This is a genomic window from Nocardioides sp. Z35_8 (genome assembly GCF_059621125.1).
The window spans coordinates 1,665,284-1,687,162 of record NZ_JCAQIE010000001.1; the positions used below are offsets into that span (position 1 = coordinate 1,665,284).

Sequence of the window (21,879 nt, forward strand, 5' to 3'; positions counted from 1 at the left end):
CGGTTTCGTGAGCGAGAAGACGCAGACAGCACCGCGGCGGCCGCAGGGCTCCGGCCTCGACGGGTTCTTCCAGATCAGCGAGCGCGGATCCACTGTCGGTCGCGAGGTCCGCGGCGGTGTCGTGACCTTCTTGACGATGGCCTACATCATCGTGCTCAACCCGCTCATCCTCGGCTACGCGCCCGACTCGACCGGCGCCTTCCTCGGCGGCGGCGCCGAGCCGGGCAGCGGCATCGCGGCCATCGCGGCCGGCACCGCGCTGGTCGCCGGCGTGCTCACCATCGCGATGGGCGGGTTCGCCAACTTCCCGCTCGCTCTCGCGACCGGCCTCGGGCTCAACGCGTTCGTGGCCAACACGATCGCCCGCGAGACCACCTGGGGTGCGGCGATGGGCCTGGTCGTCCTCGAGGGCATCGTGATCCTGGCGCTGGTGCTCACCGGCTTCCGCAAGGCGGTCTTCCACGCCGTGCCTCAGCAGCTCAAGGTGGCGATCTCGGTCGGGATCGGCCTGTTCATCGCGCTCATCGGGTTCGTCGACGCCCGCGTCGTGACCCGCGTCCCCGATGCCTTCAACACGAGCGTGCCGGTCCAGCTCGGTCCGGACGGCCACCTCGGCGGCTGGCCGGTGCTGGTCTTCTGCCTGGGGCTGGCCCTGATGGTCGCGCTGTGGGTGCGCAAGGTGCGCGGGGCCATCCTGATCTCGATCGTCCTCACGAGCGTGGTCGCGGTCGCGGTCGAGGCGATCGGCGACCTGGGTAAGGTCTCGGCGGGAAACCCGAAGGGCTGGGCGCTCAGCGTGCCCACGCTGAGCGGCGACGTGGTGGCGCTGCCGTCCTTCGACACCCTCGGCGAGGTCGACCTCTTCGGCGCCTTCGACGACACCGGCACGGGGATCCTGGCCGCGCTGCTCCTGATCTTCTCCCTGATGCTGGCCGACTTCTTCGACACGATGGGCACGATGACCGCCATCGGCGCCGAGGCCGGCCTCAATGACGAGCACGGCACGCCGCCGCACGCGCAGCGCATCCTGGTCGTCGACTCGGTAGCCGCGATCGCCGGCGGTGCCGCCGGGGTCTCGTCCAACACCTCCTACATCGAGAGCGCCTCGGGCGTCGGCGAGGGCGCCCGCACCGGCCTGGCCGCCGTCGTCACCGGCGCGCTCTTCCTGCTCGCCACCTTCTTCACCCCCCTCGTCTCGGCCATCCCGTCCGAGGCCGCCGTCCCGGCGCTGGTGCTGGTGGGCTTCTTGATGATGCAGCAGGTCTCCGAGATCGACTGGCGCGACCTCGAGGTGGCGATCCCCGCGTTCCTCACCGTCGTCCTGATGCCCTTCACCTACTCGATCTCGGTCGGCATCGGCGCGGGCTTCGTGGCCTACGTGTTCATCAAGGTGGTCCTCGGCAAGGCGCGGGCCGTCCACCCGCTCATGTGGCTCGTCGCCGGGCTCTTCGTCGTCTACTTCGCCTACACGCCGATCGACCGCCTGCTGTCCTGAGCCGAGTCCCGGGACTCCCCGCCCCCCGGGGAGGGGTGTGACCGACCCGACGCGGTCGTCACGGAATGGTTAGCAGAGGTAATGACTTATGCTAACGATATGCCGTCCCCCGACCTGCGCTCCGACGCCGGGCTCGCCTCCGAGCTCCGTGCCGGGGTCATGCGCCTGCGCCGTCGCCTCGCCGCCGAGCGCCACCCGGACAACGACCTGAGCATCCCGCAGATGGTCGTGCTCGGCCTGCTCGTGCGGATGGGCGACCAGACCGTCGGCGACCTGGCCCGCGCGGAGCGCGTCCAGCCGCCGTCGATGACCCGCACGGTCAACTGCCTCGAGGGCGACGGCTACGTCGAGCGCCGCCCCCACGACACCGACGGGCGCCAGGTCGTCGTGTCGATCACGGACGCCGGGCGCGCGGCCGTGCTGGCCGACCGCCAACGGCGCGACGCGTGGCTCGCCCAGCGCCTGGCCGGTCTGACCCGCGAGGAGCGTGCCGCGCTCCGCGACGCCGCGCCGATCCTGATGCGGCTCGCCGCCGCCGACTGACCACCTGACCGATGCACGACTGAGGAGTTCCCACGAGCCCCACGTTCCGTTCCCTCTCCAACGCCAACTACCGCCGCTACGCAGCCGGCGGGGTGGTGTCCAACACCGGCACCTGGATGCAGCGCGTCGCCCAGGACTGGCTGGTGCTCGAGCTCGCCGTCGGGTCGGGCGGCACCGCCCTCGGCATCACGACCGGGCTCCAGTTCCTGCCCGTCCTGCTGCTGACCCCGTTCGCGGGCCTGATCGCCGACCGGATGCCCAAGCACCGCCTGCTGCAGCTGACCAACCTCGGCATGGCGCTGCCCGCGGCCGTCCTCGGCCTCCTCGCCGTCACCGGCGTCGCCGAGGTGTGGCACGTCTACGTGCTGGCCTTCGTGCTCGGCTCGGCCTCGGCGTTCGACGGCCCGGCCCGCCAGTCGTTCGTCTCCGAGCTGGTCGATCCCGGCGACCTCACCAACGCCGTGGGCCTCAACTCGGCGAGCTTCAACGCCGCCCGGCTCGTCGGCCCCGGCCTGGCCGGCGTGCTCATCGCCGCGTTCGGTGGGGGAGCGGTCGCCACCGGCTGGGTGATCCTGCTCAACGCGGTGTCGTACGCCGCTCCGATCTGGTCGCTGCGCCACCTCGACACCAGCCGGATCGCCGCCGCAGCACCGGCCGACCGCGGCCCGGGCGCCCTCCGCGAGGGCGTGGCCTACGTCCGTGCCCGGCCCGACCTGATGCTCGTGCTCGGCCTGGTGTTCTTCGCGGGCACCTTCGGGCTCAACTTCCAGATCACGTCCGCGCTCATGGCGACCGAGGTCTTCGGCAAGGGCCCCCAGGAGTTCGGCCTGCTGGGCACCTTCCTGGCCGTCGGCTCCCTCACCGGTGCGCTGCTGGCCGCCCGGCGCAACCAGGTCCGCCACCGCCTCGTCGTCGGCGCCGCCCTCGCCTTCGGCGCGACCGTGATGCTGGCCGGGCTGATGCCCTCCTACCTCACCTTCGCCCTGCTCGCACCCGTCACCGGCCTCGCCGCGCTCACCTTCATCACCAGCGCCAACACCTACATGCAGCTGCACACCGATGCCGGGGTGCGCGGGCGCGTGATGGCGCTCTACCTGATGATCTTCATGGGCGGCACGCCCGTGGGCGCCCCCATCATCGGCTGGATCGGCCAGGAGTACGGTGCCCGGTGGACATTGCTGGGCGGCGGGCTGCTGACCATCGCCGGGGCGGCCCTCTGCGCGGCCCTCTACCTCCGGTCCCAGCGGGCGCGACGCGCGCACACCCCCCAGGCGAGCCGCCCGGACGCCCACGCGGCATTTTGACCCTGCCGTGAGGCCCGAGTAGCCTCAATCCTCGTGTCTGGCCCGTCCAGACCCATGCCCATGCTCGGAACTCGCGGCGTCCACTGCCGCGGCCCCGGCTGGCCACGGTATTCGCAACAGGCACACGCAACAGCGCAACACACCCGAGCCCGGCAACGCGCCGAGCCGTGAAGAGCAGACAGAGAGAGGGAACCACCCGGTGCCCACCATCAACCAGCTGGTCCGCAAGGGCCGCCAGGACAAGGTGTCCAAGAGCAAGACGCCTGCCCTGAAGGGATCCCCGCAGCGCCGAGGCGTCTGCACCCGCGTCTACACGACCACCCCGAAGAAGCCGAACTCCGCCCTCCGCAAGGTCGCCCGCGTGCGCCTGAGCAGCGGCGTCGAGGTCACGGCCTACATCCCGGGCGTCGGTCACAACCTGCAGGAGCACTCGATCGTGCTCGTCCGCGGCGGCCGTGTGAAGGACCTTCCCGGCGTCCGCTACAAGATCATCCGCGGCTCGCTCGACACCCAGGGTGTCAAGAACCGCAAGCAGGCCCGCAGCCGCTACGGCGCGAAGAAGGAGAAGTAATGCCTCGCAAGGGTCCCGCTCCCAAGCGCCCCCTCGTCGTCGACCCCGTCTACGGCTCCCAGCTGGTGACCCAGCTCGTGAGCAAGGTCCTGCAGGACGGCAAGAAGGCCGTGGCGCAGCGCATCGTCTACACCGCCCTCGAGGGCTGCCGCGAGAAGACCGGCACCGACCCGGTCGTCACGCTCAAGCGCGCGATGGACAACGTCAAGCCGGCCATCGAGGTCAAGTCCCGCCGCGTCGGCGGCGCGACCTACCAGGTCCCGGTCGAGGTCAAGGCCAACCGCTCCACCACGCTCGCGCTGCGCTGGCTCGTGGGCTACGCGGCCGACCGCCGCGAGAAGACCATGTCCGAGCGCCTGATGAACGAGATCCTCGACGCGAGCAACGGCCTCGGCGCCGCTGTGAAGAAGCGCGAGGACACCCACAAGATGGCCGAGTCCAACAAGGCCTTCGCCCACTACCGCTGGTGACGGCGAGGGGCCGCACCCGCTCCCCGCGGCGTACGGCCCCTCTCCCCACGAGCTCCCACCAACTTCCGAGGGACTGAGACACAACAGTGGCTGTCGACATCACCACCGACCTCAACAAGGTCCGCAACATCGGCATCATGGCGCACATCGACGCCGGCAAGACGACCACCACCGAGCGCATCCTGTTCTACACCGGCATCACCTACAAGATCGGTGAGGTCCACGAGGGTGGCGCCACGATGGACTGGATGGAGCAGGAGCAGGAGCGCGGCATCACCATCACGTCCGCCGCGACGACCTGCTGGTGGAAGAACCACCAGATCAACATCATCGACACCCCCGGGCACGTGGACTTCACCGCCGAGGTCGAGCGCTCGCTGCGCGTCCTCGACGGCGCCGTGGCGGTCTTCGACGGTGTCGCCGGTGTCGAGCCGCAGACCATGACGGTGTGGCGCCAGGCCAACAAGTACTCGGTCCCCCGCATGTGCTTCGTCAACAAGCTCGACCGCACCGGCGCGGACTTCTTCCGCTGCGTCGACATGATGGTCGAGCGCCTCAACTCCACCCCGCTCGTGCTCCAGCTGCCCATCGGCGCGGAGTCCGACTTCCTCGGTGTCGTCGACCTGGTCGGCATGCGTGCCCTCACTTGGCGCGGCGAGACCAAGATGGGTGAGGACTACGAGGTCGAGGAGATCCCGGCCGCGCTCGCCGAGCAGGCCGCGGAGTACCGCGAGAAGCTCATCGAGACCCTCGCCGAGGCCGACGACGAGATCATGGAGAAGTACCTCGGGGAGGGTGACGACGGCTTCGCCGTCGAGGAGCTCGAGGCAGCCATCCGTCGCGCGACCCTGTCCGACAAGGTCAACCCGGTCCTGTGCGGCACCGCGTTCAAGAACAAGGGCGTCCAGCCCCTGCTCGACGCGGTCGTGAAGTACCTCCCCTCGCCGCTCGACATCGACGCCATCGTCGGTCACTCGCCGCGTGACGAGGAGGAGTCGATCTCCCGCAAGCCGTCCGACGACGAGCCGTTCGCCGGCCTGGCCTACAAGATCGCCTCCGACCCGCACCTCGGCAAGCTGATCTACGTCCGCGTCTACTCGGGCAAGCTCGAGGCCGGCTCGACCGTGGTCAACTCGGTCAACGGCAAGAAGGAGCGGATCGGCAAGGTCTACCAGATGCACGCCAACAAGCGTGAGGAGATCGCGTCGGTCGGCGCCGGGCAGATCGTGGCCGTCATGGGCCTCAAGGACACCAAGACCGGCCACACGCTGTGCGACCCGAACAACCAGGTCGTGCTCGAGTCGATGACGTTCCCGGCCCCGGTGATCGAGGTCGCGATCGAGCCCAAGACGAAGAGCGACCAGGAGAAGCTCGGCACCGCGATCCAGCGCCTGTCCGACGAGGACCCGACCTTCACGGTCAAGACCGACGAGGAGACCGGCCAGACGATCATCGCCGGCATGGGCGAGCTCCACCTCGAGATCCTCGTCGACCGCATGAAGCGCGAGTTCCGCGTCGAGGCGACCGTCGGCAAGCCGCAGGTGGCCTACCGCGAGACCATCCGCAACAAGGTGGCCAACCACAGCTACACCCACAAGAAGCAGACCGGTGGTTCGGGCCAGTTCGCGAAGGTCGTCATCTCGCTCGAGCCCAACATCGACCCGGAGACGGGCACCGGTGCGGGCTACGAGTTCGTCAACAACGTCACCGGCGGTCGCGTGCCGAAGGAGTACATCCCCTCGGTCGACCAGGGTGGCCAGGAGGCCATGGAGTTCGGCGTCCTCGCCGGCTACCCGATGGTCGACGTGAAGTTCTCGCTCGAGGACGGCGCCTACCACGACGTCGACTCGTCCGAGCTCGCGTTCAAGATCGCCGGCAACCAGGCCTTCAAGGAGGCCGCACGCAAGGCCAAGCCGGTGCTGCTCGAGCCGATGTTCGCCGTGGAGGTGACCACCCCGGACACGTTCCTGGGCACCGTCATCGGCGACATCAACTCGCGCCGCGGCCAGATCCAGGCACAGGAGGAGCGTCACGGCGACATGGTCGTCAACGCCCTTGTGCCGTTGTCCGAGATGTTCGGGTACGTTGGCGACCTGAGGTCCAAGACCTCCGGTCAGGCGTCGTACTCGATGGAGTTCGACTCGTACGCCGAGGTTCCCACGAACATCGCCGACGAGATCGTCAAGAAGGTCCGCGGCGAGTAATCGCGCCGGATCCTCGGCATCAGCACCACCCCACACCCACGAGTCAAGTAACAACAACCAGGAGGAGCCCCAGTGGCTAAGGCGAAGTTCGAGCGGACCAAGCCGCACGTCAACATCGGCACCATCGGTCACATCGACCACGGCAAGACGACGCTGACCGCGGCGATCACCAAGGTGCTGCACGACAAGTACCCGGACCTCAACGAGGCTTCGGCGTTCGACCAGATCGACAAGGCTCCCGAGGAGCGGCAGCGCGGCATCACGATCTCGATCGCGCACGTCGAGTACCAGACCGAGGCGCGCCACTACGCGCACGTCGACTGCCCCGGTCACGCCGACTACATCAAGAACATGATCACCGGCGCGGCGCAGATGGACGGCGCGATCCTCGTGGTCGCCGCCACCGACGGCCCCATGCCGCAGACCCGCGAGCACGTGCTGCTCGCGCGCCAGGTCGGCGTGCCCGCCCTGGTGGTCGCGCTCAACAAGTGCGACATGGTCGACGACGAGGAGCTCATCGAGCTCGTCGAGATGGAGGTGCGCGAGCTCCTCTCCGAGTACGAGTTCCCGGGCGACGACATCCCCGTCGTGCGCGTGGCGGCCTTCCCGGCGCTGCAGGGCGACGCCAAGTGGGGCGACTCGATCGCCGAGCTCATGCAGGCCGTGGACGACTACATCCCGACCCCCGAGCGCGACACCGACAAGCCCTTCCTCATGCCCGTCGAGGACGTCTTCACGATCACCGGTCGTGGCACCGTCATCACCGGTCGCATCGAGCGCGGCATCGTCAAGGTCAACGAGGAGGTCGAGATCATCGGCATCCGCGAGGGCTCGCAGAAGAGCACCGTCACCGGTGTCGAGATGTTCCGCAAGCTCCTCGACGAGGGCCAGGCCGGTGAGAACGTCGGTCTGCTGCTCCGTGGCACCAAGCGCGAGGACGTCGAGCGCGGCATGGTCGTGATCAAGCCGGGCACGACCACCCCGCACACCAACTTCGACGCCTCGGTCTACATCCTGGGCAAGGACGAGGGCGGCCGCCACACGCCGTTCTTCAACAACTACCGCCCGCAGTTCTACTTCCGCACCACGGACGTGACGGGCGTCGTGACCCTGCCCGAGGGCACCGAGATGGTCATGCCGGGCGACAACACCGAGATGTCGGTCGAGCTCATCCAGCCCATCGCCATGGACGAGGGCCTGCGCTTCGCCATCCGCGAGGGTGGCCGCACCGTCGGCGCCGGCCGCGTCACCAAGATCACCAAGTGATCCCCGCCGGTCGCTGACCGGCACCCGCACCACCCGAGACCCCGTCTCCCGTCAGGGAGGCGGGGTCTCGTGCATCTTCTCGCCGTCGGTGCTGGCCGCTAGCGTCGGCGCCATGACTCTGACCCTGGGCATGATCACGATGGACACCACCGACGCCCTGTCACTCGCCTCCTGGTGGGCCGAGCAGACCGGTGCCACGGTGGGCGAGACCAACGACGGCCACTACGTCCTGGTGAGCGGCGGCGGACTGCCAGGCCTGCTCGCCTTCCAGAAGGTCGACGACCCGACCCCCGGCAAGAACCGGATCCACCTCGACCTCACCGCGCACGACCTGGACGCCGAGGTCGACCGCTTGGTAGCCGCAGGCGCGACGCTGATCGAGCGCCGGGGGGACGACAGCTTCCGCTGGGTGACGCTGGCCGACCCCGACGGCAACCAGTTCTGCGTGGCGGCCGCTTCGGACGCATCGGGGCTCGACCCGTCCTGAGCCGCAGCGCAGGGCAGGATGGGCGCCATGGGGTTCACCAAGGCAGAGCTGGAGGCGTTCCGCGACGTCGAGGTGCCCGACCTGCTCCCGGACGCCGACCAGCCGCTGCGGCTGCTGTTCGTCGGCATCAACCCCGGCCTGTGGACCGCCGCCACGCAGTCGCACTTCGCCCGCCCCGGCAACCGGTTCTACCCCGCCCTGCTGCGGGCCGGGATCATCCCGTGGCCCATCGCCCCGGCGGCCGGCATGAGCGACGAGGACCGCGACGAGCTGCGCCGGCGCGGCATCGGCATCACCAACGTGGTGCCGCGGGCCACGGCCCGGGCCGACGAGCTGACCCCGGTCGAGCTGAAGGAGGGCGGGCGGCGGCTCCGCGAGCTCGTCGCGGAGCGGCGCCCCACCGTCGTGGCTGTCGCCGGCATCACCGCCTACCGCACCGCGTTCGGCGAGGCCGGTGCCCGGGTCGGTGAGCAGCCCGGGCGCTGGGGCGTGTCGCGGGTGTTCGTGGTGCCCAACCCGTCCGGCCTCAACGCCCACGAGACCGTGGAGACGCTCGCCAGGGCGTACGCCGAGGCGGCCCTGGCCGCGGGGGTCGTCGAGCACCTCCCGCGGCACTGAGCCGCACGCGCGGGCCCAATCAGCCCATGTCGACGCCCTCGAAGTCCTCGGGCGTGTAGTCGCGCTGCTCGACCAGGACCATCCAGTTGCCCGAGTTGTCGCGCATCAGGGCCTCGACGCCGTAGGGCCGCTCCTGGGGCTCCTGGAGGAACTCCACGCCCTTGGCGCGCAGGCTGTCGTAGGTGGCACGGCAGTCGTCGACGGTCAGCCCGACGCCGGGGAGGCCGCCCTCGTCCTGGGCCCGGTTCATGGCCTCGATGAGGTAGTCGGGGAGCGGACCGCCCGGCGTCGTGAGGTGGAGGTTGACCTCGGGCTGGCTCGGGTGCACCACGGTGGTCCAGCGGAAGTCGGGTCCGAGCTGGAGGTCGTCGCCGACCTCGAAGCCCAGGACGTCGGTGTAGAAGGCGAGCGACTCGTCGATGTCCTTCACCCAGACGGACACGAGGGAGATGTTGGTGATCATGCGGCGAGCCTAGGGACGCGGGTCGTCGTCGCGCTTCTCCTGCGTTGCGGTGCTGCTACCGCGCTCGACGAGCCTCGCCATGAACACGTAGCAGCCGGGAATGCGGGGGTTGCCCTGCGCTGCGTAACGCTCCTGGAACTCGCGCGGGCTCTCTCCGACGATCTCGCGGAACCTCGAGCTGAACGAGCCGAGGCTGCTGTAGCCCACGGCGTGGCACACCTCGGTGACCGTCAGGTTCGCCGACCGCAGCAGGTCCTGCGCCCGCTCGACCCGGCGCTCGGCGAGGTACGCCCCGGGCGTCACGCCGTAGGTCATGGCGAAGGACCGGATGAAGTGGTAGCGGCTCATCCCGGCGATCGAGCCGAGGCGGTCGAGGTCGAAGGGCTCCGCGAAGTGCCGGTCGAGGTGGTCGCGCGCCCGACGCAGGTGGACCAGGACGTCGCCGGGCACGCGGCGCTGCTCGCTCACCTGACCGGCGGCGGCCGTCATCGGCGCCTCACAGGGCGCTGCCGACGTACTTGGTCTCGAGGTACTCCTCGATGCCCTCGAAGCCGCCCTCACGACCGAACCCCGAGTGCTTGACGCCGCCGAACGGTGCCGCGGGGTTGGACACGATGCCCGTGTTGACCCCGACCATGCCGAAGTCCAGCGCCTCGCTGACGCGCAGCACCCGGGCGTGGTCGCGGGTGAACACGTAGGCCACCAGGCCGTACTCGGTGTCGTTGGCGCGCCGCACGGCCTCGGCCTCGTCGGCGAACGTGGCGACCGGCGCGACGGGACCGAAGATCTCCTCGCGGAGCACCCGGGCGCCCGGGGGGACGTCGACGAGCACGGTCGGCGGGTAGAAGTGGCCCGCCCCCTCGGGGACCTCGCCGCCGACCAGGGCGCGGGCGCCGGACGAGACGGCGTCGTGGACGAGCTCGTGGACACCCGCCCGCGCCTTCTCGGTGATCAACGGGCCCACGTCGACCCCCTCGCGGGTGCCGTCGCCGACCGTCAGGGCACCCATGCGCTCGGCGAACCGGCGGGCGAACTCCTCGGCCACCGACTCGTGCACCAGGAACCGGTTGGCCGACGTGCAGGCCTCGCCGATGTTGCGCATCTTGGCGAGCATCGCGCCCTCCACCGCCGCGTCGAGGTCGGCGTCGTCGAAGACGAGGAACGGGGCGTTGCCGCCCAGCTCCATCGACACCCGCAGCAGCTGGTCGGCGGCCTGGGCGACGAGGACCTTGCCGACGGCCGTCGACCCGGTGAAGGTCAGCTTGCGCAGCCGGGAGTCCTTGATGATCGGCTCGCACAGCGCGCCGGAGTCGGAGGTGGTCACCACGTTGAGCACTCCGGGCGGCAGGCCGACCTCCTCGAGCAGCGCCGCCAGGGCGAGCATGGTGAGGGGCGTCTCCGCGGCGGGCTTGACGACCATCGTGCAGCCGGCGGCGACGGCGGGTCCGATCTTGCGGGTGCCCATCGCCAGCGGGAAGTTCCACGGGGTGATCATCAGCGTCGGTCCGACGGGGCCCTTCATGGTGATCAGGCGGGTGTTGCCGCTCGGCGCGGGGGAGTAGCGGCCGTGGATCCGCACCGCCTCCTCGGCGAACCAGCGGAAGAACTCGGCGCCGTAGGCCACCTCGCCCCTCGCCTCGGCGAGCGTCTTGCCCATCTCGAGGGTCATCAGGCGGGCGAAGTGGTCGGCCCGCTCGGTGAGCAGCTCGAAGGCGCTGCGCAGGATCTCCCCGCGCACCCGGGGCTCGGTGGCGCGCCACTCGGCCTGGGCCTCGGCCGCGGCCGCGAGGGCCCGCTCGCCGTCGGCCGGCGTGGCGTCGGCGACGCGCGCCAGCACCTGCTCGTCGGCGGGGTTGCGCACCTCGAGGGTGCCACCGCCCTCGGCGTCCACCCACGCCCCGCCGATGAGGAGCTGGGTGGGAACGGTCTCGATCACGGGGGCGGTCATGGGGTCCTTCAGGGGGTCGGTCACGGCCATCACCCCACCCTGCCACCGACCGCGTCGTCGAAGGCGGCCTCGAAGATGTCGAGCCCCTCGGCGAGCAGGTCGTCGTCGATCGCGAGCGGCGGCAGGAACCGGAAGACGTTGCCGTAGGTGCCGCAGGTCAGGGTCACCAGCCCGCGAGCCGAGCAGGTGCGGTGGACGGCCGCCGCGAGCGCCGGGTCGGGCGTACGCCCGGGGCCGTCGGCGACCAGCTCGACCGCGAGCATCGCTCCCCGGCCCCGGATGTCGCCCACCCGGTCGGGGTGCCGCTCGGCGAGGGCACGCAGCCGCGGCACGAACGCCGCCTCGACCTGGCGCGCCCGGCCCGGGAGGTCCTCGGCCTCCATCGTCTCGATCGCGGCGAGGGCCGCCGCGCAGGCGACCGGGTTGCCACCGTAGGTGCCTCCCAGGCCGCCGACGTGGACCGAGTCCATCACGTCCGCCCGCCCGGTCACCGCGGCCAGCGGCAGCCCTCCCGCCATGCCCTTCGCGGTCGTCACCAGGTCGGGCACGACGCCCTCGTGGTCGCAGGCGAACCAGTCGCCCGTGCGGGCGAAGCCGGTCTGGATCTCGTCGGCGATGAGCAGGATGCCGTGCTCGCGGCACCACTCCGCGACGCGGGCGAGCCAGCCGGGCGGCGGGACGATGAAGCCGCCCTCGCCCTGGATCGGCTCGATCAGCACGGCGGCGCAGCTGTCCTCGCCGACCTGCGTGTGGACCGTGGCCACGAAGGCGTCGAACGCCTCCTCGGCACAGGCCTCCGCGCCGCCCGGCCAGCGGTAGGGGTAGGCCATCGGAGCGCGGTAGACCTCGCCGGCGAACGGCCCGAAGCGGTGCTTGTAGGGCATGGTCTTGGCCGTCAGGGCCATCGTGAGGTTGGTGCGGCCGTGGTAGGCGTGGTCGAACACCACGATCGCGTCGCGGCCGGTGTGGTGGCGCGCGACCTTTACGGCGTTCTCCACGGCCTCGGCACCGGAGTTGAACAACGCCGAGCGCTTCTCGTGCTCACCGGGCGTGAGCTCGGCCAGCTTCTCGCAGACCGCGACGTACTCCTCGTAGGGCGTGACCATGAAGCAGGTGTGGGTGAAGTCGGCGACCTGGCGCTGCACGGCCTCGACGACGCGGGGCGCGGCGTTGCCGACGCTCGTGACGGCGATGCCCGAGCCGAAGTCGATGAGCTGGTTGCCGTCGACGTCACGCAGGATGCCCCCGCCCGCCTGCTCGACGTAGACGGGCAGCGTGGTGCCGACCCCGGCGGAGACGGAGGCGAGCTTGCGGGCGTGCAGCGCCTGCGAGCGCGGGCCGGGGATCTCGGTGGCGAGGATCCGTTGCTGGGAGAGCGGGGTGCGGGTGTCACGGGGCGTGGTCACGAACGGTCCTCCAGGTGCCAGGGAGAGCCGTAGCCCTCCGGTCTCGGTGCGGCGAGCAGGTCGAGGAACGGCTTCGGCGCCATGGCCTCGGGGCCGAGGACCCCGCTGCCCGACCAGGTCCCGTCGGCCAGCAGCTCGAGGGCGACCACCGGGTTGATCGCGGTCTGCCAGACCACGCACTGCGCGCCGTAGTCGCGCATCGAGTCGGCATTGTCGACGACGTGGTAGAGGTAGGTCGAGCGCGGTCGGCCGTCCTTGCCTGTGCCGCTCACCCAGACGCCGGCGCAGGTCTTGCCCTCCATCCGCGGCCCGATGGTCGCCGGGTCGGGCAGGCAGGCCGCTACCACGTCACGGGGGGAGACCTCCACGCCCTTGACGGTGACCGGCTCGGTCGAGTCGAGGCCGAGGGTGTGCAGGGTGCGCAGGATGCCGATCATCTCCTCGCCCAGGCCGTACTTGAAGGTCACCCGGTCGGCCTCGATCCAGCGGGGCATGAGGAGCACCTCCTCGTGCTCGACGTGCACGCACTCGACCGGCCCGATCCCCTCCGGGAAGTCGAAGACCTCCGGCTCCGAGAAGGGCGGCAGCGTGGAGAACCCCGACTCCAGGTCGCCGCCGCCCCTCTCGCGCTCCCAGACCACGGGAGGGTTGAGGCACTCCTCGATGATCGTCCACATCGAGAAGCCGGGGGCGAACACCTCGTTGCCGTCGTCGTCGCGGATGACGAGGTTGGCGCCGTCGCGGGTGCCGATCTCGTCGATGTGGTCGAACAGCTCGTCGGCGGCGTAGCGCGCCAGGACGTCGGAGAGGCCGGGCTCGACGCCGATGCCGAGCAGGGCGAGCCGCCCGGCCGCCTCCCACTCGGCGGCCCGGGCGAACTGCTCGTCGCCGAGCTTGACGCCGACCTTCTCGTGGGGTGCGTCGGGGTGGGGCACGGACAGGCTCATCGCCATGTCGAGGTAGTCGGCCCCGGCGGCGAGTGCCCCGGTGAAGATCGGCATCACGAACCGCGGGTCCACGGCGTTGAACACGTGGGTGGCGCCCACCCGGCGGGCGAGCGCCGCCACGGCGTCGGTGTCGGAGGCGTCGACCTGGGCGGCGCTGAGGCGCTCGTCGCCCGGGCGACGTCCGCGCGCCGCGGCGACGGTGCGCTCGGCCCGCGCGAGGTCGTGGTCGGCCACCACCCAGGCCTCGAAGAAGTCGCGCTCGACGGCGATCCGGGCGGCGGCGTCGCCGACGCCACCTGCCCCCACCATCAGCACCCGCATCGGTTGGGCCACGTCGTCGTCTCCTCGGTCTCGGGGTGGGGATCAGCTCGTGTGCTTCGACGAGCGCAGCGAGCTCACGACCTGTGCGCCCACCACGAGCAGGACGGCCAGCACGAACATCGAGAAGCCGATGACGTTGGCCTCGGCCGGGATGCCGCGCCGCGAGGCGACGTAGACGAACTTGGGGAACGTCGACTCGTTGCCGGAGACGAAGTTGGTGATGATGAAGTCGTCGAACGACAGCGAGAAGGCCAGCATCGCCGCGCCGAGGATGCCCGGCAGGATCAGCGGGAAGGTGACCTTCCAGAAGGTCTGCAGCGGGCTGGCGTAGAGGTCCTGCGCGGCCTCCTCGATGCGGGGGTCGAGCGACTGGATGCGCGCCCTGACGGTCACGACCACGAAGCTCAGGCAGAACATGATGTGGGCGAAGACGATCGTGCCGAAGCCCAGGCTGATCCCGACGTTGGCGAAGCCCTGCACGAAGATCGTGAGCAGTGCCGCGCCCATCACGATCTCGGGCGTCGCCATCGGCACGAAGATCAAGATGTTGCTGGCCTGCTTGCCGCGGAAGCGGTAGCGCACCATCGCCAGGGCCATCATCGTGCCCAGCACGGTGGCGACGAGGGTGGAGATGGCGCCCACCTGCAACGAGGTCACCAGCGACTCGCAGGCCCCCGGGACGCCGCACGGGTCCTTCCAGTGCTCCCAGGTGAACCCCTGCCACACGATGTTGGTCTTGCCGTGGTCGTTGAAGGAGAACGCGAAGGTGTAGGCCACCGGCAGGAAGAGGTAGACCAGCACCAGGATCGCCGCCAGGACGGCGAAGTGGTTGGCCAGCCACAGCTGCGCCCGCTTGGCGGCCGAGGGCCGGTAGGGCGCGGAGGGCGCGGCGCTCTCCTGCGCCGGCGCCGGGGGTCGTGTCGTGGTGGCCATGTCAGACCAGCTCCTCGGTGCCGAAGCGGCGGACGTAGAGGAACACCATCGCCAAGATGGCGGCCATCAGCGTGAACGAGAGGGCGGCGGCGACGGGATAGCCGCCGGGGATCGCGAGGAACTGGTCGTTGATGACGTTGCCGACCATCTTCCCGCGCTGGGGGCCGAGGAGCTCCATGTTGACGAAGTCACCGGCCGCGGGGATGAACGTCAGCAGGGTGCCGGCCATGACGCCCGGCATCGACATCGGCAGGGTCACCGTGCGGAAGGTGGTCAGGCCGTTGGCGTAGAGGTCGCCCCCGGCCTCGATGACGCGTGGGTCGGCCCGCTCGAGCGAGGCGTAGATGGGCAGCACCATGAACGGCAGGAAGTTGTAGGTGAGGCCGGCGACCACCGCGACGGGGGTGTTGATGATGGCCCCGCCGGGCAGCACGTGCAGGAAGTTGAGCACGGTGGCGACCGGGCCCTCGTCGGCGAGGATCTGCGACCACGCGAACGTGCGGAGGATGAAGGAGGTGAAGAACGGCGCGACGACGCAGATCATCATCAGGCTGCGCCACCGCCCGGCCTTGAATGCCATCGCGTAGGCGAGCGGGTAGGCGATCACGAACGCCAGCAGCGTGGCGAGCCCGGCGTAGAGGAACGAGCGCGCGAAGTGCGGCGCGTAGTCGGTCAGCGCGCTCGCGTAGTTGGCGAAGTTGAGGTCGCGGTAGTAGTAGCCGGGGAAGCCGGCGTAGCGGCTCTGCAGGCTGACCGAGGCCAGCTGCACCAGCGGCAGGATGAAGAAGACGCCGAGCCACAGCACGCCCGGGAGCAGCAGGAGGTAGGCCGTCCAGCCGCGCTTCCTGGTCTCCGGGGCCGCCGGGGCCGGGGCGATCGACGTGTCGCCCGCCGCCACGTGGGCGAGCCCGCTCATGGGGTCGCCACGGGGACGCCGAACGCGTGACCGGGGTTCCAGGTCAGCCAGACCTCGTCGCCCGGGCGCAGGTCGAGCGGCTCGACGTCGAGGTTCTGCTCGTAGCAGCTCCACGTCGTCCCGCTGGGCATGTCGACGAGGTAGCTGGTCGCCACGCCGAGGAACGACACGTCGCGCACCACGCCCTTGACGTCGTTGCCCACGCCGTCGGGCTGCGTGCGCGACACCGTCACCTTCTCCGGGCGCACGCCGAACACGACCTGGCCGTCGTGCACCTGCGAGCGGTTGCGGAGGATCTTGACCTTGGTGCCGACGACGTCGGCGACGAGGTGGTCGCCGTCGGTGCCCTCGACGGTCGCCACACCGGTGTTGGCCTGGCCGACGAAGTTGGCCACGAACTGGGTGCGGGGGAGGTCGTAGAGCTCCTCGGGCGGGCCCAGCTGCTCGATCCGGCCCCTGTTCATCACCGCGACCGTGTCGGCCATCGTCATGGCCTCCTCCTGGTCGTGGGTGACGTGGATGAAGGTCAGCCCGACCTCGGTCTGGATGCGCTTGAGCTCGACCTGCATCTCCCGGCGCAGCTTGAGGTCGAGCGCGCCCAGCGGCTCGTCGAGCAGCAGCACCTCGGGGTGGTTGACCAGGGCCCGCGCGAGCGCGACCCGCTGCTGCTGCCCGCCGGAGAGCTGGGCGGGCTTGCGGCCGGCGAACTGGCTCATCTGCACCAGCTCGAGCGCCTCGTCGGCCCGCTGTGCGGCGTCCTTGTCCTTGCGGCGCTTGGGGCCGAACTCGACGTTGTCGCGGATCGTCAGGTGCGGGAACAGCGCGTAGGACTGGAACACCGTGTTGACCGGCCGCTCGTAGGGCCGCGACCCGGTGAGGTCGGTGTCGCCGATCATCACCCGGCCGGCGGTCGGCTGCTCCAGCCCGGCGACCATGCGCAGGGTCGTGGTCTTGCCGCAGCCCGAGGGGCCGAGCAGGGCGAAGAACGAGCCCCGGGGGACGGTGAGGTCGATGTCGTCGACGGCGGTGAAGTCGCCGAACGTCTTGGTCACGCTCTCGAGCCTGAGGTCGCCGCGCGCCTCGCGGAATCCAGCCATGTCAGTTCCCCATCACCTTCGTGGACCACAGGTCGGCGAACTCGATGTCCTCGTCGGCGTCGAGCGCGCGGAACTGCTGGATGTTGCTCTCGGAGATGAAGTCCGCCGAGGGGAAGATCCACGGGCTCTCGGCCAGCTCGGGGTCGAGCTTCTCCATCTCGGCCTGCGCACCCTCGACCGGGCACACGTAGTTGACCCACGCGGCGACCTGGGCGGCCACGGCCGGGTCGTAGTAGTAGTCCATGAGCTTCTGGGCGTTGCTGCGGTGCGTGGAGGTGATCGGCACCATCAGGTTGTCCGACCAGAGGGTGCCGCCGGACTCGGGGATGGTGAACGTCCAGCTCGGGTCGTCGGTGTCGTAGGCGAGGACGAAGATGTCGCCGCTCCACGTGATGCCGGCGACGGCGTTGCCGCTGGTGAGGTCCTCCATGTAGGAGTTGCCCTTCACCTTGCGGATGTAGCCCTCCTCGATCTTCTGCTCGATGAAGTCCAGCGCCTTCTCGAACTCCGCGCGGCCCCAGTCGCTGTCGATGTCGACGCCCTGCGACTGCATCACCAGCCCGGCGGTGTCGCGGAACTCCGACAGCACCACGACACGGCCCTTCAGGTCGTCGGTCCACAGGTCGTCGAGCGACTTGAGCTCGCGGCCGACCTTGTCGCGGTTGTAGCCGATGCCGGCGAAGCCGCTCTGCCAGGTGACGGAGTAGTTGCGGCCGGGGTCGAACGAGACGTCCTTGAGCGGCTGGAGCAGGTTGTTGACGACCCGGGGCATCTGGATCAGCTGCAGCGGCTGGCACAGCTGGTCGCGGATGACCCGCCCGGCCATCCAGTCGGTGAGGGTGAAGATGTCGCGGTCGATGCTCTGGCCGGCGCGCAGCTGCGGGGCGACCTTGGCGTAGTAGGAGTCGTTGTCGTCGACGTCCTCGGTGTAGCTGACCCGGATCCCGGTCTGCTCCATGAACGCCTCGAGCGTCGGTGAGCGGGTCTCCTTGCCGTTCATGTCGAGGTAGGCCGTCCAGTTGGCCCAGTTGAGGATCTTCTCGGTCTCCGAGACGTCGGTGGGCAGGTCGAGGCTGGTCAGCCCGCCGGACGCCGGCGGCGCGGGCGGGGCGCAGCCGGTCAGCGCCACGCCGGCGCCGGCGGCGACCCCGGTGCCCAGCAGTGCCCGTCGGCTCAGGCCGCCGCCGGCCGCCGCCGTGAGCGCGGCGGCGGGCGGTGAGAGGGGGCGCCGGGAGCGCCGGGTGATCGGTGCCATCAAGAAGTCCTCCGCTCGTCCCCCGAGTGGTCTGGTGTGGTGCTGCTGGTGGTGCCGGCCCGCATGCGGTTCACGACTCGGTCACGACTCGATCACGACTCGATGTTGGCCATGACGTGCTTGACGCGGGTGTAGTCCTCGAAGCCGTACATCGACAGATCCTTGCCGTAGCCCGACTTCTTGTAGCCACCGTGCGGCATCTCGGCGACGAGCGGGATGTGGGTGTTGATCCACACGCAGCCGAAGTCGAGGGCCTTCGACATCCGCATCGCCCGACCGAAGTCCCTGGTCCACACCGAGGAGGCGAGGCCGTAGTCGACGCCGTTGGCCCACCGGATCGCCTCGTCCTCGTCGGCGAAGCGCTGCACGGTGATCACCGGCCCGAAGATCTCGTTCTGGATCGCGTCGTCGTCCTGGCGCAGCCCCGACAGGACCGTGGGCTCGAGGAAGTAGCCGTCGCCGAGGTCGGTGCGTCGGTTGCCCCCGGCCGCGACCGTGGCGTGCGAGGGCAGGTCCTCGACGAACCGGCTGACCCGCGCCAGCTGGGTGGCGTTGTTGACCGGGCCGAAGAGGGCGTCGGCGTCGTCGGGCAGGCCCACCGGCGCCGAGGACCGGGCGTAGTCGGCGAGCGCGGCGACGAAGTCGTCGTGGATGCCGGGGGCGACGAGCACGCGGGTCGCGGCCGTGCAGTCCTGCCCGGCGTTGAAGTAGCCCGCGATCGCGATGCCCTCGACCGCCGCCTCGATGTCGGCGTCGTCGAACACCACGACCGGCGCCTTGCCGCCGAGCTCGAGGTGCACGCGCTTGACCTGCGGCGCGGCGCTGGCGGCCACCTCGGCGCCGGCCCGGACCGACCCGGTGATCGCGACCATGGCCGGGGTCGGGTGCTCGACCAGCAGGCGACCCGTCTCCCGGTCGCCGGTGACCACGTTGAGGGTGCCGGCCGGCAGGTGCTCCGCGGCGAGCTCGGCCAGGCGGAGCGTGCTCGTCGGCGTGGTGTCGCTCGGCTTGAGGACCACGGTGTTGCCGGCCGCGAGCGCCGGGCCGATCTTCCACACCGCCATCAGGAGCGGATAGTTCCAGGGCGTCACCTGGCCCACCACGCCGATCGGCTCGCGCCGGATCCACGACGTGTGCCCGGCGAGGTACTCCCCGGCCGCCCGGCCCTCGAGCACCCGGGCCGCGCCGGCGAAGAACCGGAGCTGGTCGACCATCGGCGGGATCTCCTCGGTGGCGGTCAGCGCCTTGATCTTGCCGGTGTTCTCCGACTCCAGGGCGATCAGCTCCTCGGCGTGCTCCTCCACGGCGTCGGCGATCGCGAGGAGGGCCTGCTGGCGCTCGCTGGGCGTCGTACGCCCCCACTCGCCGAAGGCGCGCTCGGCGGACGCGTAGGCGGCGTCGACCTCCTCGGCCCCGCTGACCGGCGCGTGCGCCACGACCTGGCCGGTGGTCGGGTCGACGACGTCGCTCGTCGCGCCGGCGCTGCCGTCGACGTAGGTGCCACCGATGAAGTTGCGCAGGGTGCGTGGGCTGGTCACGAGTGTCCTCCCGGGTCGGGTTCGGTGAAGGGAGGGTAGGACCTGGCAGCGAGCCATCGCCACAGTTCTCACCGACGAATGTGTGGGAAACGCAGAATTAACGGCCTCGACACACGGATTCCGCGCTGTCCGACTTGCGGACGACGGGCCGCCACCCCCACCATTGCGCCATGAGCGAGCCAGGGGAGCACGTGCATGGGTGAGGGACAGGTCCGCCTCGACGACACCGCCAAGCGCATCATCGAGCTGCTCCAGGAGGACGGCCGGATCTCCTACGCCGCCATCGCGAAGGCGGTGGGGCTGTCCGAGGCCGCCGCCCGCTCGCGGGTGCAGAAGCTCCTCGACGCCGAGGTGATGCAGGTCGTCGCCGTCACCGACCCGACGCAGGTCGGGTTCGCCCGGCAGGCGATGATCGGCGTCCGCACCGAGGGCGACCCCCTGCAGGTGGGGGACCGGCTCGCCCAGCTCAGCGAGGTCGACTACGTCGTCACGACCGCCGGCAGCTTCGACCTCCTCGTCGAGGTGGTGTGCGAGGACGACCCGCACCTGCTCGACGTGATCCGTCAGGTCCGTGAGCTCGAGGGCGTGGTCTCCTCCGAGACCTTCGTCTACCTCAAGCTCAACAAGCAGCACTACAACTGGGGAACGAGATGAGCCTGCACCCGTACGACGAGTCCTTCGACCACCAGGCCGCCGGACGCGACCACCTCTGGCTGCACTTCACGCGGCACTCGACCTACGAGGACGGCGGGGAGATGCCGCTGATCGTCAAGGGCGAGGGGCACAAGATCTGGGACAGCCACGGCCGCGAGTACATCGACGGCCTCGCCGGCCTCTTCGTGGTCCAGGTCGGCCACGGCCGCGAGGAGCTGGCCGAGGCCGCGGCCCGGCAGGCCAGGGAGCTGGCCTTCTTCCCGCTGTGGTCGTTCGCGCACCCCCGCGCGGTCGAGCTGGCCGACCGGATCGCCGCGATGGCGCCCGGCGACCTCAACCGGGTCTTCTTCACCACCGGCGGCGGCGAGGCGGTGGAGTCGGCCTGGAAGCTCGCCAAGCAGTACTTCAAGCTCACCGGCAAGCCCGGCAAGCACAAGGTCATCTCGCGCGCCGTCGCCTACCACGGCACCCCGCAGGGCGCGCTCTCGATCACCGGCATCCCGCCGCTGAAGGAGATGTTCGAGCCGCTGGTGCCCGGCGCCCATAAGGTGCCCAACACCAACTTCTACCGCCGCCCCGAGCACGTCGGCGACGACGAGAAGGCGTTCGGCCGCTGGGCCGCCGACCGCATCGCCGAGGCCATCGAGTTCGAGGGCCCCGACACGGTCGCCGCGGTGTTCCTCGAGCCCGTGCAGAACGCCGGCGGCTGCTTCCCGCCGCCGCCCGGCTACTTCGAGCGGGTCCGCGAGATCTGCGACGAGTACGACGTGCTGCTGGTCTCCGACGAGGTCATCTGCGCCTTCGGCCGGGTCGGCCAGATGTTCGGCGCCACCGAGTTCGGCTACCAGCCCGACATCATCACCTGCGCCAAGGGGATGACCTCCGGCTACTCGCCCATCGGCGCGATGATCGCCAGCGAGCGGCTCTTCGAGCCCTTCAAGAAGGGCACGACCGCCTACGCGCACGGCTACACGTTCGGCGGCCACCCGGTCTCCTCCGCGGTGGCGATGGCCAACCTCGACATCTTCGAGCGGGAGGGGCTCACCGACCACGTGCAGCAGAACGCCCCGGCGTTCCGCGCCACCCTCGAGAAGCTGCTCGACATCCCGATCGTCGGCGACGTGCGCGGGCACGGCTACTTCTACGGCATCGAGCTGGTCAAGGACCGCGAGACCAAGGAGACGTTCGACGACGCGGAGTCCGAGCGGCTGCTGCGCGGCTACCTGTCCGGCGCGTTGTGGGAGGCCGGGCTCTACTGCCGCGCCGACGACCGCGGCGACCCGGTCATCCAGCTCGCGCCGCCGCTCATCATCGGCCAGCCCGAGTTCGACGACATCGAGCAGCGGCTGCGCTCGGTGCTCACGGGCGCGCTCGCGCACCTCTGAGGACTGCCTCCCGGCCGGCCGACGCTGATGTGCGTCCGGCCGGGGGGAGCGGGGAGGA

At 70.3% G+C, this 21,879-nt stretch carries 20 protein-coding genes and 1 pseudogene; 11 read left to right on the top strand and 10 right to left on the bottom strand.

Annotated elements, in window-relative coordinates:
* The first annotated feature begins 7 nt into the window (after window positions 1-7).
* The 9 genes and pseudogenes from AC54T2_RS08000 (at window position 8) to AC54T2_RS08040 (ending at window position 8,958) form a co-directional block, all read left to right on the top strand.
* On the top strand, window positions 8-1,495 hold the full coding sequence (locus tag AC54T2_RS08000; protein WP_496665924.1) for an NCS2 family permease: 1,488 nt from the start codon (window positions 8-10) through the stop codon (window positions 1,493-1,495).
* A gap of 99 nt (window positions 1,496-1,594) precedes the next feature.
* Complete coding sequence (locus AC54T2_RS08005; protein WP_241005322.1) at window positions 1,595-2,038, top strand: MarR family transcriptional regulator; 444 nt, start codon at window positions 1,595-1,597, stop codon at window positions 2,036-2,038.
* 56 nt (window positions 2,039-2,094) lie between these two features.
* A pseudogene (locus AC54T2_RS08010) lies at window positions 2,095-3,342 on the top strand (MFS transporter); the annotation flags it as partial.
* 199 nt (window positions 3,343-3,541) lie between these two features.
* Window positions 3,542-3,913 carry a 30S ribosomal protein S12 gene (rpsL, locus tag AC54T2_RS08015; protein ID WP_135266726.1) on the top strand — a complete coding sequence of 124 codons (372 nt, stop codon included), beginning with the start codon at window positions 3,542-3,544 and terminating at the stop codon, window positions 3,911-3,913.
* Window positions 3,913-4,383: a 30S ribosomal protein S7 gene (gene rpsG / locus AC54T2_RS08020; RefSeq protein WP_186342483.1), complete on the top strand. Its 471-nt coding sequence runs from the start codon at window positions 3,913-3,915 to the stop codon at window positions 4,381-4,383. Before rpsL ends, rpsG begins: the two co-directional genes overlap by 1 nt.
* Window positions 4,384-4,469: 86 nt before the next feature.
* Window positions 4,470-6,587, top strand: coding sequence for an elongation factor G (gene fusA / locus AC54T2_RS08025; RefSeq protein WP_186342482.1), 2,118 nt, complete (start codon window positions 4,470-4,472; stop codon window positions 6,585-6,587).
* 72 nt (window positions 6,588-6,659) lie between these two features.
* Complete coding sequence (tuf, locus tag AC54T2_RS08030) at window positions 6,660-7,853, top strand: elongation factor Tu (RefSeq protein WP_489975803.1); 1,194 nt, start codon at window positions 6,660-6,662, stop codon at window positions 7,851-7,853.
* Window positions 7,854-7,965: 112 nt separating this feature from the next.
* A complete protein-coding gene (locus AC54T2_RS08035; RefSeq protein WP_186342480.1) occupies window positions 7,966-8,340 on the top strand; it encodes a VOC family protein in 375 nt (124 codons plus the stop codon).
* Between the two features lie 27 nt (window positions 8,341-8,367).
* Complete coding sequence (locus tag AC54T2_RS08040) at window positions 8,368-8,958, top strand: mismatch-specific DNA-glycosylase (protein WP_496665925.1); 591 nt, start codon at window positions 8,368-8,370, stop codon at window positions 8,956-8,958.
* 19 nt (window positions 8,959-8,977) lie between these two features.
* On the opposite strand, the gene AC54T2_RS08045 is transcribed toward AC54T2_RS08040, so the two are convergent.
* The 10 genes from AC54T2_RS08045 to AC54T2_RS08090 form a co-directional block, all read right to left on the bottom strand.
* Complete coding sequence (locus AC54T2_RS08045) at window positions 8,978-9,421, bottom strand: VOC family protein (RefSeq protein ID WP_489975805.1); 444 nt, start codon at window positions 9,419-9,421, stop codon at window positions 8,978-8,980.
* Window positions 9,422-9,430: 9 nt separating this feature from the next.
* Window positions 9,431-9,910, bottom strand: a complete 480-nt coding sequence (locus AC54T2_RS08050) for a helix-turn-helix domain-containing protein (protein WP_496665926.1) — start codon at window positions 9,908-9,910, stop codon at window positions 9,431-9,433.
* Between the two features lie 7 nt (window positions 9,911-9,917).
* Window positions 9,918-11,369, bottom strand: coding sequence for an aldehyde dehydrogenase family protein (locus tag AC54T2_RS08055; RefSeq protein ID WP_489976012.1), 1,452 nt, complete (start codon window positions 11,367-11,369; stop codon window positions 9,918-9,920).
* A 29-nt stretch (window positions 11,370-11,398) separates the two neighbouring features.
* Complete coding sequence (gene gabT / locus AC54T2_RS08060; protein WP_496665927.1) at window positions 11,399-12,775, bottom strand: 4-aminobutyrate--2-oxoglutarate transaminase; 1,377 nt, start codon at window positions 12,773-12,775, stop codon at window positions 11,399-11,401.
* Window positions 12,772-14,055 (bottom strand): saccharopine dehydrogenase family protein, encoded by a 1,284-nt coding sequence (locus AC54T2_RS08065; RefSeq protein ID WP_241005324.1) that lies wholly within the window; start codon window positions 14,053-14,055, stop codon window positions 12,772-12,774. The genes gabT and AC54T2_RS08065 overlap by 4 nt, the downstream gene beginning before the upstream one ends.
* A 30-nt stretch (window positions 14,056-14,085) precedes the next feature.
* Window positions 14,086-14,976 (bottom strand): ABC transporter permease subunit, encoded by an 891-nt coding sequence (locus AC54T2_RS08070; RefSeq protein WP_489975808.1) that lies wholly within the window; start codon window positions 14,974-14,976, stop codon window positions 14,086-14,088.
* A 1-nt stretch (window position 14,977) separates the two neighbouring features.
* Window positions 14,978-15,892 (bottom strand): ABC transporter permease, encoded by a 915-nt coding sequence (locus AC54T2_RS08075; protein WP_186342474.1) that lies wholly within the window; start codon window positions 15,890-15,892, stop codon window positions 14,978-14,980.
* The gene (locus AC54T2_RS08080) at window positions 15,889-16,989 is read right to left on the bottom strand and encodes an ABC transporter ATP-binding protein (RefSeq protein ID WP_186342473.1); all 1,101 of its coding nucleotides are present in this window, start codon (window positions 16,987-16,989) and stop codon (window positions 15,889-15,891) included. The genes AC54T2_RS08075 and AC54T2_RS08080 overlap by 4 nt, the downstream gene beginning before the upstream one ends.
* A 1-nt stretch (window position 16,990) precedes the next feature.
* Complete coding sequence (locus AC54T2_RS08085; protein ID WP_186342472.1) at window positions 16,991-18,244, bottom strand: ABC transporter substrate-binding protein; 1,254 nt, start codon at window positions 18,242-18,244, stop codon at window positions 16,991-16,993.
* 92 nt (window positions 18,245-18,336) lie between these two features.
* Window positions 18,337-19,782, bottom strand: coding sequence for a gamma-aminobutyraldehyde dehydrogenase (locus AC54T2_RS08090; protein ID WP_241005325.1), 1,446 nt, complete (start codon window positions 19,780-19,782; stop codon window positions 18,337-18,339).
* 195 nt (window positions 19,783-19,977) lie between these two features.
* Between AC54T2_RS08090 and AC54T2_RS08095 the strand changes: the two genes are divergently transcribed.
* A complete protein-coding gene (locus tag AC54T2_RS08095) occupies window positions 19,978-20,436 on the top strand; it encodes an Lrp/AsnC family transcriptional regulator (RefSeq protein ID WP_186342470.1) in 459 nt (152 codons plus the stop codon).
* Window positions 20,433-21,821, top strand: coding sequence for an aspartate aminotransferase family protein (locus AC54T2_RS08100; RefSeq protein WP_186342469.1), 1,389 nt, complete (start codon window positions 20,433-20,435; stop codon window positions 21,819-21,821). Before AC54T2_RS08095 ends, AC54T2_RS08100 begins: the two co-directional genes overlap by 4 nt.
* The last annotated feature ends 58 nt before the right edge of the window (window positions 21,822-21,879 follow it).